The sequence below is a fragment of the Virgisporangium aurantiacum genome, from assembly GCF_016863635.1.
GTDB classification, from domain to species: Bacteria; Actinomycetota; Actinomycetes; order Mycobacteriales; family Micromonosporaceae; genus Virgisporangium; species Virgisporangium aurantiacum.
Genome location: NZ_BOPG01000140.1, coordinates 1 through 13759, shown reverse-complemented (window position 1 = coordinate 13759; position 13759 = coordinate 1). Strand labels below are relative to the sequence as shown.

8 protein-coding genes are annotated in these 13759 nt (G+C 66.3%); 5 read left to right on the top strand and 3 right to left on the bottom strand.

Features of this window, described 5'->3' with window-relative positions:
- Nucleotides 1-58 precede the first annotated feature (58 nt).
- Nucleotides 59-5635 carry a polymorphic toxin-type HINT domain-containing protein gene (locus Vau01_RS62130; RefSeq protein ID WP_204014834.1) on the top strand — a complete coding sequence of 1859 codons (5577 nt, stop codon included), beginning with the start codon at nt 59-61 and terminating at the stop codon, nt 5633-5635.
- Between the two features lie 9 nt (nt 5636-5644).
- Nucleotides 5645-6172: a hypothetical protein gene (locus Vau01_RS62125; protein WP_204014831.1), complete on the top strand. Its 528-nt coding sequence runs from the start codon at nt 5645-5647 to the stop codon at nt 6170-6172.
- A gap of 345 nt (nt 6173-6517) precedes the next feature.
- Here Vau01_RS62125 and Vau01_RS62120 read toward each other — a convergent pair whose 3' ends face one another.
- Together Vau01_RS62120 and Vau01_RS62115 are read right to left on the bottom strand one after the other, a co-directional pair.
- A complete protein-coding gene (locus Vau01_RS62120; RefSeq protein WP_204014828.1) occupies nt 6518-7108 on the bottom strand; it encodes a hypothetical protein in 591 nt (196 codons plus the stop codon).
- Between the two features lie 350 nt (nt 7109-7458).
- On the bottom strand, nt 7459-7683 hold the full coding sequence (locus tag Vau01_RS62115; protein WP_204014825.1) for a hypothetical protein: 225 nt from the start codon (nt 7681-7683) through the stop codon (nt 7459-7461).
- 166 nt (nt 7684-7849) lie between these two features.
- On the opposite strand from Vau01_RS62115, the gene Vau01_RS62110 reads away from it, so the two are divergent.
- Nucleotides 7850-9292: a hypothetical protein gene (locus tag Vau01_RS62110; RefSeq protein ID WP_204014822.1), complete on the top strand. Its 1443-nt coding sequence runs from the start codon at nt 7850-7852 to the stop codon at nt 9290-9292.
- A 100-nt stretch (nt 9293-9392) separates the two neighbouring features.
- Entirely contained in the window at nt 9393-9827 is a 435-nt protein-coding gene (locus Vau01_RS62105; protein WP_204014819.1) for a hypothetical protein, read from the top strand.
- A gap of 364 nt (nt 9828-10191) precedes the next feature.
- Here the strand turns inward: Vau01_RS62105 and Vau01_RS62100 are convergent, their stop codons facing one another.
- A complete protein-coding gene (locus Vau01_RS62100) occupies nt 10192-10659 on the bottom strand; it encodes a hypothetical protein (RefSeq protein ID WP_204014816.1) in 468 nt (155 codons plus the stop codon).
- A 210-nt stretch (nt 10660-10869) separates the two neighbouring features.
- Here Vau01_RS62100 and Vau01_RS62095 point away from each other — a divergent pair, with 210 nt between their 5' ends.
- Entirely contained in the window at nt 10870-13335 is a 2466-nt protein-coding gene (locus tag Vau01_RS62095) for a hypothetical protein (RefSeq protein ID WP_204014813.1), read from the top strand.
- The last annotated feature ends 424 nt before the right edge of the window (nt 13336-13759 follow it).

Genomic DNA, 13759 nt, shown 5'->3' with positions numbered 1-13759 from the left:
GGTCGGCGGTAACAACACCACGTCGGGCGACCATTGGCGGGTCACCGACCTGGATGGGGTGCAGTACTACTTCGGTCGCGGCTACAACATGGGCTCTGACCGGCTGGATCAGTCGAAGTGGACGTGGTCGGCGCAGTGGGCGCCGGTGTATTCCAACAATCCGTGGGAGCCGTGCTGGCGCTCGACGTCGCTCTATCAGAACCGGTGCTACGAGGCGTACCGGTGGAATCTGGACTACGTCGTCGACCCGCGCGGGAATTCGATGACGTACTTCTACGAGCCGTACGTGGGTTCCTACGGCGGGTTGCTCGGTACCCACGGCGACGCGAGGTACGTGCTTACCACGACGTTGGCCCGGGTGGAGTACGGCACCCGGGTCGGGCAGGAGTGGTCGTCGCCGGCGCCGATGCGGGTGTCGTTCGCCGCGTCGGCGCGGTGCCCGGAGGACCAGCTGTGTTATCAGCACCCGGAGAACTGGCCGGACACGCCGTGGGACCTGTTCTGCGCTGAAACCCTGCCGGCGAACCAGTGTGGGCACTATTCGCCGTCGTTCTGGACGCCGCTCAAGCTCGACTCGGTCCGTAGTGAGGTGTGGAACACCGCAACGGGTGCGTACACGCCGGTCGACCAGTACGCGTTCACGTACTCGTACCCGTCCAACGGTGACCATGTGGCGCCGTTCGGGACCCCGGAAAATCCGAAGGATGACACCACCCCGGACCTGTGGCTGGACACGATCACGCACACAGGGCAGGCGAGCGGCCCCGGTATCTCCGGTGGCCCGGTGGTCGCCCCGGTGGTCAGCTTCGGTGGGCAGAAGACGAACAACCGGGTGTCGTGGGGCGACAACGCCGGTGGGGCCGTTCCGTTGATGCATTGGCGGATCAACCAGATCTACAACGGCGTCGGCGGGCGCACCGATGTGTGGTACAAGCAGCCGAACTGTTCGGCGACGGCGGCGAACCCGGCCTACCCGTCGACCGAGGACAACGTGATGGCGTGCTGGCCCCAGCACTACAACGGCAACTGGGTCTGGTTCCACAAGAACCTCGTCGACACCGTCGTGGAATGGGATGAGACCGGTGGCGGCCCGGCCGAGACCTGGCGATACGACTACGCCGGCTGGGGATCCAACGTCGCCGCCCTGTGGGCCTATGACACCAACGACATCATCCCGGCCGAGCGCAGGTCGTGGTCGCAGTGGCGCGGCTACCCCGTCGTCGAGACCAGCCATGGGCCTGACGGCGGCCCGTACCAGACCACCCGGGCGTTGTTCTACCGCGGAATGAACGACGACCGCGGACCCGGCGGCAGTTCGCGAGCCGCGTCGATCACCGACTCCCAGGGCACTGTTCCCGACTACAACTTCCTGGCCGGAACTGTCCGGGAACGTACCGTCCTCGACGACGCCGAGATCCCGACCTCGACGATCATCGAGCCCACCTTCACCGGCTTGGGCGGGATCTTCCCGAACGATGTATGGCGGCACCGACCGGGAGTTACCCGAGCCCGGACCCAGATCGCCCCGAACACCTACCGGTGGACCCGCACCGAAGAGGGCTACGACCAGTACGGGCAGCCGAACTCGGTCAAACAGTTCGGCGACGAGGCCGTCAACGGCGACGAAACCTGCACCGGCACCGAGTACGCCTACAACACCACTGATTATCTGCTGAGATTCCCGTCCCGGGTCTACACCCGCGGCGGCCCGCAATGCGCAAACGCCGAACCGCTGCTGAGCGACACCCGGACGTACTACGACGGCACCACCACCCTCGGCGCCGCCCCCACAAAGGGGTTGCCGACCAGGATGGACACGCTGGTGTCGACCGGCCCGAACGTTTGGGCGACCACCGAGGCCGGCTACGACACCCAGGGCCGACCCACGTCGAGCAAGGACGCCCGCGGCCAGACCAGCACCACCGCCTACACGCCGGCAACGGGTGGGCCGCTGCTGCAGACCACGACGACGAACCCGCTCGGCCACGCCACCGTCACCGCCATGAATCCGGGTGTCGGTGAACCAGTGGTAGTGACGGACCCCAACGGCAGGACAGCCACGGTCCGCTACGACGCACTCGGCCGGCTGGTGACAGTGTGGCTGCCCGGCCAGGGCACGTCCGGCACCCCAAGCATCGAGTACGTCTACGCGCCCTCCAGCACCGTCGCCACCAGCGTGACGACAAAGAAGATCGGCCCGAACGGCAACCAGATCGTCTCCTACGACCTGTTCGACGGGCGGATGCGACCGCGGCAGACCCAGCAGCCGGCTCCGCGGGGACTCGGCGGACGCCTGATCACCGACACCAGGTACGACGCCTACGGCCAGACCGCGGTCACCTCGTCGCTCTACAACTCGGGCGAGCCGGCGGCCACGCTGCTGCAGTTCAACGACTCATTCGTCGATACCCAGAGCCGCTACACCTACGACCTGCTCGGCCGGGTCAAGACCGACGAGTTCTGGTCCAGCGACGTCAAACAATGGCAGACGGCCACCAGCTACGGCGGCGACCGCACCATGGTCACCCCACCCGCCGGGGGCATCCCGACCACCACCATCGTCGACGCCCTCGGCCGGACCCGGGAACTGCGGCAGCACCTCGGCCCGGACACCACCAGCGCCTACCAGACCACCACCTACACCTACGACCGGCTCGGCCACGTCACCGAAACGAAGGACCCGGCCAACAACACCTGGACCACCAGCTACGACCTGGGCGGCCGGATCACACAGACGGTGGACCCGGACAAGGGCACCACCACCATGACCTACAACGCGGCCGGGGACCTGCTGACCACCAAAGACGCCCGCCAGGTCACCCTCGCCTACGGCTACGACACCCTCGGCCGCAAAACCTCCCTGTGGGAAGGTGCCGTCGGCAGCGGGACCAAACGCGCGGAATGGGTTTACGACACCCTCGCCACCGGCGGCACCGTCAAAGGCCAGCTCACCACCACGATCCGCTGGCACAACAACGCGGCCTACCGGCAAGAGGTCACCGGATTCGACGACGCCTACCGGCCGCTGGGCGTCACCACCCGGCTGCCCGCCACGATGGGCACCCTCGCCGGTCCATGGACGGCCAGCACCACCTACAAACCCGACGGGTCCGTCGCCACCAAGACCTACCCCGCGGCCGGATCGCTGCCGGCCGAGACGGTGACCTTCGGCTACGACGACGCCGGCTACGCCCTGACCGCCGCCGGCCAGGACACCTACGTCTCCAACACCACCTACAACGGCCACGGCCAAGTCCAGCTGCGCACGCTCGGCACCGGCACCAAACGCGTCCGGCTCGAAACCTACTGGGACCCGGCCACCGGCCGGCTCCGCACCAACCGGGTCTCGCTGGAAAGTCAGACCAACTCCGGAACGTTCGTCCCGCAACTGACCGAGACGTACGACCACGACCAAGCCGGAAACGTCATCGGCATCCGGGAAAACGCCGGCGCAGACGAAACATTCGTCTCCCGGCAGTGCTTCACCTACGACCGGCTCCGGCAACTGACCGAGGCCTGGACCACCACAGCGTCCTGCCAGACCACGCCGACCCAGGCAGCGGTAGGCGGCCCCGACCCGTACTGGACCAGCTACCGCTACAACAGCATCGGCAACCGCACCCAGGAAACCGTCCACACCCCCGGCAGCAACACCACCCGCACCTACACCTACCCCACCTCCGGAACCAACGCGGTGCGTCCGCACGCCGTGCAGAACGTCGCCATCACCGGCCCGTCCACCGGCACCGACAGCTACGGCTACGACCAGGCCGGCAACACCACCACCCGCAACCTCGCCGGCAAACCCGGCCAAACCCTGATCTGGGACCAAGAAGGCCATTTGGCCACCGTCACCGACGCCAACGGCGAGACCAGCTACCTCTACACCGCCGACGGCGAACGCCTCCTCGGCTTCGAACCCGGCTCCGTCACCACCCTCTACCTCGGCGACCACGAACTGCGCCGCACCACCACCGGCGTCAGCTGCACCCGCTACTACGGCGTCGCCATCCGCAGCACCATCGCCGGCTTCACCTGGCTCGGCACGGACCACCACAGCACCGGGCAGGTCTCCATCGACCCGACCACCCTGGCGATGACCCGCCGCCGGACCGACCCTTTCGGCAACCCGCGCGGAGCCCTGCCCGCCTGGCCGACGACCCGGGGTTTCCTCGACGGCACCGCCGACAACACCGGCCTGACCCACCTCGGCGCCCGAGAGTACGAACCCAACACTGGCCGGTTCATCTCCGTCGACCCCGTCATGGACCTCGCCGACCCCACCCAGTGGAACGGCTACGCCTACGCCAACAGCAACCCCGTCACCAACAGCGACCCCAGCGGCCTGCTCTGCCTCGAAGTCTGCGGCGGACCCGACGACGACATTTTCCAAGGGCAGCTCCAGAACTCGTGGGGCAACCTCCGCGACTGCTGGCACCGGGGAGGATGCGGGGCCGGCGACTCCGGGGGGAACAGTGGCGGCGGCGGGAAAGGTGTCACCCCCGAAGAGATCATCAAGAAATACGGTTGCGAGACCGGCAACTCGATGTGCTTCGCACCCGGCGGCCGGGTCAAGTGGGACAAGAACAAGAGCTTCGACGAACTCAACCCCTCCCAGCAGCAAGAAGTTTTCGTCCTCACGTTCTGCGCCAATTACCCCGATATCTGCGAGGAGATGCGCCAAGCCGAGATGGCGGCGGGTAACCAGATGCTCCTCGACATCATCGGTTACACCGACGCCAAAGAATGCGCCGGCGGAAAAGCAAGCGGCTGCGTCTGGACAGCCATCGGCCTCGTCCCCATCAACAAACTCAAAGCCGGCGGCAAATTCGGCATAGCGCTGCTGAAGACAGCCGGAGCAGCGTGCCGGATGAGCAGCTTCGTACCCGGCACGTTGGTGAAGCTCGCAGACGGAACCACCAAATCCATCGAAGACGTCGTCGTCGGGGACGTGGTGCTCGCCACCGACCCCGAGGCCGGAACGACCGGACCGAAGGAAGTCACCGCCACCACCACCAGCGCGGGCACCAAGACGCTGATCGGCATCACCGTCGACGTCGACGGTGATGCCGGCGAAGCCACCGCCCTGCTGACGGCCACGGACACGCACCCGTTCTGGGCATCGGACACCGGAACCTGGGTAGACGCGGGCGACCTGCAGCCCCGGCAACGGCTGCTCACAGACACCGGTACCCCAGTCCAGGTAACGGCACTTGTCCGCCGGGTAGTCGTCGTGACGGTCCACAACTTTGCCGTCGCCGAGGTTCCCACCTACTACGTACTCGCCGGCCGCACGCCGGTACTAGTGCACAACACGGGTCCGTGCTTCGTCTCAGCCAACGCACTCAAGCACATCTGGAAACAGCACCGATACGGCGGCGCCTATCACCAGGCTGGCGCAGTCGGTAACGTGTTCAGGCAAGGCATGACCAAGACGCAGCTGGAATGGATGATCAGACGGACAATGGAACACGGGCGCACGGTCGACCGTGCGGCAGGAGACGCTCGTGGCGGCTTCTACAAAGAGTTCGACTTCGGCAACATGCAGGTGGGTCTCGACGGACAGAACGGCCTGCGGGTCGCATTCGACGAATTCGGCAACGTCAAAACGGCCATGCCAGTGTGGATCTATTGAGGTGCTCAGATGATCGAGATCAACTTCACTCCTCGAGCCGAGGACAGGTCGTGGCTGAAGACCGGGTGGCCGGCGGAGTCGTACACCGGCAGGCTCGTCGACCTCGACACGCTCTCGAAAGACGATCTGACGTCCTGGTTCTTCCTGGTCGACGTCACCTGGAAGGTGAACAGCGTCGACCTTTCGCTCAAGACGCCGGGGCTCCCCATCGTCGAGTTCATCCTGATGCTGGACCTGGCTGAGAAGCAGCTCGATGCCGACGGTGTCAGCAGGGTCGAGACGACGGACACCCAGGACGTCCTGTTCTTCTCGACGGAAGACAACACGGAAGACAACACGAAGGACGGCACCGTGTGGATCCGCACGAGCTACACGGCGCAGACGGCAGAGGTACCTCGAAGCGAGTTCGATGCCTTTCTTGTGGACGCCCCGAACCGGGCGGTCGATCTCATCGTCAGCCATCACCCCGAGCTGTGGAACAACGCGTTCCTGCACTCTCTGCGTCGAACCGACTCACGATCCGGAGATCCTCGGTAACGCACCCCACGTCCGTGTGATCCAGGAAGCGCGGCGCCGGCCGGTCCGGCTTCCCCGCCGTACCGGAACATGCCGGCTGGAGGTTGTCCCGGGTCCGCTTTTTGAGGGTCTGAGAGTTCGCGCACGGTAAGGACTGTTATCGTGCGCGGCCGGGCTGGCCGGCCAGCGGTCCGTTGCCTGGCTGTCGCGCTGGCCGCCGCGGCCGAGTGCGCAATTTGGGGTCGTGAGTATCGTGGCCGGCCACAGCCGGACTCCTGTCCACGGTCCCGTGCCCGGCGGTGTCCAGGCACGCGACCGGGGGCGTCGCCCCGGCCGGCCGCCGGCGGTATCAGTCCCGGACGTCTTTCATCCGATCATGTTCAGGAGCACCGCGTGGACGATGTCGGCCTCGGCCGGACGCAGGTCCACGGGTAGGTACACGGTGACGACGACGCCCGGACGGAGCGGGATGTCAATGGTCGACCGGTCGGGGGCGGCAGCGGGGGTCGCCGGGGCCGTGGGTCGGGCGTAGCGGCGGGCATTCCGTCGGCGCCACCACCGGGGGCGACCGGCGAGCCAGTTCAGGTACCAGTCCCGGCCGGTGAGCATCCGGATCCGGTACGAGTCGACGGTCGCCTGTCGAAGGCCGGCCTGGACGCACCGTTCGCACAGCAGGTCGATGTCGATATCGGCCACCGGGCTGTCGACAGGTGTGGCCAGCCGCCCGCATACGGCCCGCCAGGCGCTGCGGACATCCTCGACGCTGCCCCGCGGAACCTCCCACCGCTCCGCGGTGGACTCCATCCACCGCAGGAAGGTGAAGAGGCCGTCGACATCCCCCGAGCGAGCGGTGACATCGGACGGGCCGGCGTCGTCGTGTCTCGATCCGGCCCGATCGGCCACCGATGTGCGGTCGTGTTCGGGCGGGATCGCGGGCTCGTTGCTGGGATCGGTCACGCAGCGATTGACGCTCGCATCCTCGGTGCGCGCAAGTCGCACGCCGAGAAACCGGCGCCAGCCATGGACTCGTCCCGGTTGACCTATGCGCATCAGGTCTCGTGCGAGAAGCCAGCGGCGGACAGTGACTGGCGTCGGTGCGGACGGGACGACGCTCACTGCGGTGTCGCAACAACGCGTCAGCTGCGGACAGAACCCGCTGGTGGCCGATCGTGACGCCGCAACGACGAGTCATTCCGCGGCATGGCGGACGCTATGCCCCGGCCCTCCGCCAAAATAGGCTCGTCCGAGCTTGCCGAGTGCGTCAAATCTGCGGGAGTTTCAAGATGAACCAGAGGGCAGCGGTCCATCTACCGGCAATGACGAGTTGTTCGACTGTTATGAGTTCGCCTGCGTTGATCATATCGGTGGGCGGCGCAGGAGAAGGGCGAGGACGTGACGGGCGGCGTGGCGGCGGTGTTGATCGCGGCCAGGGTCACGACAAGGGCGGTGATGCTGACGGTAGTGCTGTAGAGGAGGGTCGCGGCGCCGGTGGCGAAGGCGCCGTCGTGGATGAGTGCGGACAACTGGTTCATGGTGGGCACCTTCCGGGTGTCGGGTTGGTGCCGTTGTTTCTGGTTGTCCGGCCGGTTTCCGGCGACCCGGCGGTCGGCTACTCTGCCAAGATGCCCAGGTCACACCGCGCGATAGCGGGTTCGTGTCCGGTCCGGAACCCCGCGCCGGAACTGTGACCGGGTCACGATGACTGCGGCGGCGGAGATGCTCGCCGGCGAACTGCGCTCGCTGCATCGTGCGGCTGGCGAGCCGACCTTGGCGACGCTGGTCCGCCAGGCCGGCCGGCAGCAGCCGCCGATCAAGCTGAACGACGCGACGATCAGTGACTGGCTCAACGGTAAGAGCGTGCCGAGCGACCCTGCCGCGCTGCGCTTTCTGGTCGCTTACCTCCAAGGGGCCGCGCCCAACCATCCGCGCCGGCCGGATTCGTGGTGGCGTGACCTGCGGGCGCGGGCACAGGCGGAGAAGCGTCGGGATCATGGCCGGCGACGGTCAGCAACCCGCCCACCTGACAACCCGGCAGCCGACGCAGAGCCGTTGGGGTGGGTGATCGGCGAGCTGGACGACGCGGCCGCATTGGCGTTCGAGGTCCACCAGACCGTCACCATCGCCGGCCAGGACCAACTGCCGGCGCTGCCGCCGTACCTACCCCGCGCCCACGACGAGCGGCTCCGCGCGGAACTCGGTCGGGCGAGGAACGGGTCGCGGGTGATCATGCTGGTCGGTGGCTCCTCCACCGGCAAGACACGGGCCTGTTGGGAAGCGGTCCGCGCCGTTCTACCATCCTGGCGGGTGTGGCACCCGCTGACCCCGGAACGCCCCGACGCCGTGGTCGACGCTCTCACCGGTAGTCGGGTCGCGCCGCACACGGTGATCTGGCTCAACGAGGCCCAGATGTACCTGCTACCGCCCGGTGTCGGCGCCCGGGTGGCCACCGCCCTGCAGAACCTGCTCCACGACGTCGCTGCCGGACCGGTTCTCGTGCTCGGGTCGATGTGGCCGGACTACTGGCGCACCCTGACGGATCCGCACTCGACCGAACATCCGGCCGCCCGGGCACTACTCGGCCGCGGCCTCGACATCACCGTTCCGGCCCGGTTCAGCGACCGGGAACTCATCTGGTCACGCGACCAAGTCGCCGCCGATCCACGCCTGCGCTATGCCATCGACCATGGCGGCGGGCGGGTCACACAGTACCTAGCCGGAGCGCCGGAGCTGATCCGCCGCTACGAGCAGGCCAACGACCACGCAAGGGCGGTCCTGTGGGCTGCGGTGGATTTCCGGCGATTCGGCTCGTTCGTATACGCTCCCCGCGAGGTCCTTTATCACGCCACTCCCGGGTATCTGGACGCCGAAGTATGGGGCGGTACCACCCCTGGATACGGCTGGTTTGCTGATGCGCTGACGTACCTGACGGAACCCTGCCAGGGGATACTTGGGCTATTGAGGCAGCGTAGACCGCCGCCCGACGCACCGGTGGCGGACGAAGTTCGGTACCACGTCGCCGACTACCTTGAGCAAATAATCCGCGCTGAGCGCGCCGACATCAGTCCACCCCATACATTTCGCCAGGCAATGGACCGGTTTGCGCCGAGATTCACGTATGGCGAGGCGCTCTACTGGGATTGAGATCTACCGGCAACACCGAGTTGTTCGACAACGATGAGCTTCTGGCGACCACTGGGGTGGGTATCGATCTGGATCGCTCCGGAGCCCCTACGCTGGTCAGGTGGGCAAGGACATCCTGGCAATTGCCGTGCCCTCGGTGTTCACGCTCGTCGCTACCACGCTCGGCTTCCGGCTGGCACTGAGACAGGAGCGCCTCCGGTTCACTCGCGAGCAGCGGACCAGCCTGTACCTCGACCTGTTGACGAGCGTGCGACTGGATGTCCAGAGGGTCTGGCAGGAGGTGAACGACCCGCCTCAAACGGAGGCCGGTGGGCGGCCGGTTCTATCTGATGCCGAGCACGCGCTCAGAGCGCGGGTCGATCTCTATGGGACGACGCAGATACGCGACATGTACGACCAGTTCATTTCCTGGCGCGTCCGCGACTCTCGGGACTTGCAGGAACGAGACCACCACCTCACCGAAATGTCCACACTCGCAGGCAATCTGCAAGACTGCTTCGCGCAGAGGTCGGAATCGACCAGCGCGGCGGGCTGACGGGGCGCTGGCTGGGCGCTCGACGACATTCACCGGGTCGATAACACGCCGAGCGCGACGTTCTCCTCCGCGGTGACGCTTTATGTCGGGCTCGGCGCGCTGGCCAGAGTCGTCGCGGAGGAATGGCACCCGCCGACAGAGTCCGGACATACGCGTCTCAGCCAGCGCGAGAGGACTGCACCCGCGGTGTGATCTCCCGGCGGCCCAGCGTTCAGAAAGGTGCGCCGAGCGAGTTCACGGGTGCTGCGTAAGCCGCGGCTGAGGTGACTTAGTTCAGCGGCATCCGGCCCCTTTTCGCGGTGACGGTGGGGGCGGCCAACCGGACCGGGTGGAATTTCGAATAGCTTGTCGGTGGGTGAATTGGTCAACTCGATGTTGGCGGTTCGTTCCGTTCCGTCTTGGTCGGTTTTGAGAACCATCCAAAGGCGGCCGCGATCGCGCCGATCAGAAGTCCCAGCCACGGCCACTGGACCGTACCGAGGCAGAAGAATGCTATCCCTACGATGAACGTGACGTGCTGCGGCCTGCACGCCTGGGTCAGATATGCGTGACACTGCCTGGTGAAGATCTTGAAGCACACGCGGACGTGGTATATCGACTGATCGGAATCTTGCATCTGCTGTGCAACCAGGGGTACCAGTGCCAAGGCAAGTATTCCGAATACGATCGATACCCCAAGCGACCACAGCGCCGCGCTCTTGAGTGGAGTGGACCAAAACGTGACGTTGTCAGACGCGATCCACCCGGCCGCCGCTACCGTTGTGACTAGGAGGTAGTTACTCCAGTCCTTGAAGGATTCGAGAGCCGCAACCCGACCGTCTTCAGTGCTCATGGCATGCACACCCCCAGATTCGACAGTCACGCACGCATCCTCTTGATGCGACTCACATGCGAGTGTGACGTCGGAGCGGTCCAGAAGCTGGCCGACTATTCCGTCGGATCATGGACGGCTGACCACGATCAGCCACCCTGGAAGGGCACGCTGCTTACCACGTGGCCGTGGTCGGATCGACCGGCCCAGGCTCAGGCGTGGTGACACCTCATGGGTCAGTTCATCGAGTTGCGTATCCACGGTGTGTCGAACACCCCACCGGAGAAGATGCTGAGTGATTCGGATCGTGAGATCCCGATGATCCGATTGCATTTCGGCGACGAACAGACCGGCTTCTACCGGCGCGCTTCAGAGCCCGACGGAGCGCCCGTCCTCACGGAAGCGTACAGCTGGGGCCAATTGACGTCCGGCCAACAAGCGAAGAAGGACGTGCTGCGGGCCGGCTGGGCGTTGCTGTTCCCGTTCGCGCTGGCCAATGTCGCGCTGTGGGCCGGTCCGGTCCGCGCCCGGAGATGGGCCGATCACGCCGAGGCATTTCTCGTCCGGCTATTCGCGATCGGTCTCACGATGACGATGATGATGGCGGTCGCCGGAGTTGGCATGGATCAGGTGGGTTGGCAGTGCCGTGATGGTTGCCCACGGGCGGTTCCGGGCACGACCTTCCTTCAAAGCGGATTCCTGTCACACGGGCTGCGACCCGTTGCTGTCGGCGCACTTGCGCCGATTGTCGTCCTGTTGTTGCTGTGGTTGCTTGCCAGGCGCTCGTTCGCCTACGAAGCGACTGTGCCGGCGTCCAGACCACCGGACGCCCCAGGCGGAGCCTCCCCGCTGCAGCACGCATCGTTCTGGTCCGGCGACGGCCAGGTGCGTCGCCTGGGCGCCCTGCACGCAGCGGCCGCCCTGATCGCCGTGGGCGGGATGGCATTGCTCGCGGGGCATCGCGTGGACACGGGAGACATGTTGTCCAAGGACGCACAGGGCTGGGCGACACGGCTCGACCTGCCTGCGCTGGGCACGCTCGCGGCATCCCTGGCTCTGGTGCTCATCACACTTTGCAGAGCGGAGATCCGCGAACGGGCTGCCGTCAACCAACCGGTTCCGCGCTACGGCGCGTGGGTTACGGCGGCGTTCTGGCTCGCACTGCTCGGTGCAGCGTTAGCGGTTGCCTATCTCGTCCCGGACCGGACGTTCGCGGATGACCATCCGGATCAGGAGACCGCTAGCGACCTCGCCGGCCCGCTGCCAGGGTTAGCAACAGCGATTTGGTGGCTGTTCGCGAGCCAGTTGGCGATCGTCGTATTGCTCCTGCCTGCAATCGGGTTTGTTGGTCGGTCCCGCGACGATAATAAGAACTCGGCGTGGGGTGGCATGTCCGCGGCCGTGCTGGGCGGCTTTGGTTGGGCAGCCGCCTCGCTGTACTCGGCCGCGGTTCTGTTCTGGGTCGCGGACTGGCTCAACGGTGCGGCCACGGTCAGCAGTTCAGCGAGTCGGGTCGAGGTGCCGCTGCCGTTGCAGTGGAGCGCGCTGGGTCTGTCCGTGTTCATGGGGATCTTGCTGGCCGTCGTGGTGGTTGGATGGCTGACGCTGCGGTGGCGGCGTGGGAAAGAGTACTTACAGGTCCGGGCGGCGGACGGCGAAGAGATCGTCAGGACGCATGAGCGGCGCCGCGCGTGGGAAGTCGCCCGGTGGCGGGCGATCCACATGCTTGTCGAAGAGCAGGGACTTGGCTACGTCGGCGTTATCGCCGCGACGGTCGCCGTTCTCGCAGCGCTGGGTACGCTCGCGGCATGGACCGGCGACAGCCCGGTCCAGTGGGCCGACCAGTGGTTCGGGCCTGGCCTTAGGTTCGCGATCGTGAAATGGCTGACCGATACGGGCAGCGCGCTCGCTGCCCTCCTCGTACTTGGGTTAGCTGCGCTGGTGGGCGCCGCCTACCGGTCGGCCGGCCTGCGCCGCACGATCGGAACCGTATGGGATGTGACGACGTTCTGGCCCCGCGGCGCTCACCCCTTCGCTCCGCCCTGCTACGGGGAGCGGGCCATCCCCCAACTGGTTACCCGGATTTGTGGCGCGAAGGAAGACCAGTTCGTTCTGGCAGGTCACAGTCACGGGGCCGTCCTTGCGATTGCGACCGTTCTCCAATTGCCGAAAGCGGATCAGCGACGGGTGTTCCTGCTCACCTTTGGCACGCAGCTCACTCCGCTGTACGGCAGGATCTTCCCGGTGTTCTTCGGCATGAAGGCGCGGCTGCGTCTTGCCAAATTGCTTGAGCCTCAGGAACTTCGCCGGCGAAGTCTTCGGTGGCGAAGTCTTTATCGCCTCACCGATCCCATCGGATGGCCGATTGGTGATCCCGAGGTTGACGAGGGCGGGATGGTCGAGGATCCGGACAACCTCGAACCTACAGGCGGAGAGGTTCTTGACCCGGCCATCCGCCAGCACAGTAACTATCCCTGCTCCGGCCGGTACAAAACTTCCCGAGACCGCGCTGTTGAGGTCTTGCGGGCCGCCCTCGATGAGCCGCAGCCTGAACCTCAAGCCCTTGCCGTACGAGGTTCTTCCGCAACAGCGAGGACGATCCGGCGGGTGGAGGCCGTCGTCGCGGTCGTGCACGACTGGATCACTTCAGGTGCCGCTGTCAACCCCGATGCCACCATCCGCCCACGCACACGGTAATTGGCCTTATCGTGTACACCGCTGACCCGGCCCAGGCCAGGCGGTGTGCCGAACCGCCCCCGCCGGTCGGGCTGGGCCGTCGTCATCGCCCACCACACAGGCTGATCCGGGCGGTCCGCGCCCGTCGTGTCGGCCGTTGCGGTGTCGGCCGTTGCGGTGTCGGCCGTTGCGGTGTCGGCCGTTGCCGTCACCGCAGGGTCCGTACGCGTCGGCGGGCCGACGACGGGTCCGCGGGGCGGCCCGCCCGGATCAGCCTTGGTCCGCCCGGCACCGGCGTGGTCACCGGGAGTCGATCTCGTACAGCAGCTTGGTGAGGCTCTCGGCGCTGCAGTCCGGTGACTCCGCCACCTCACCCAGCTGGTCGAAGACCCGTTCGTAGCTGTCGCGGTCCTCCGGCTTTTCGAGGTAGAGGGCACTGGCCAGT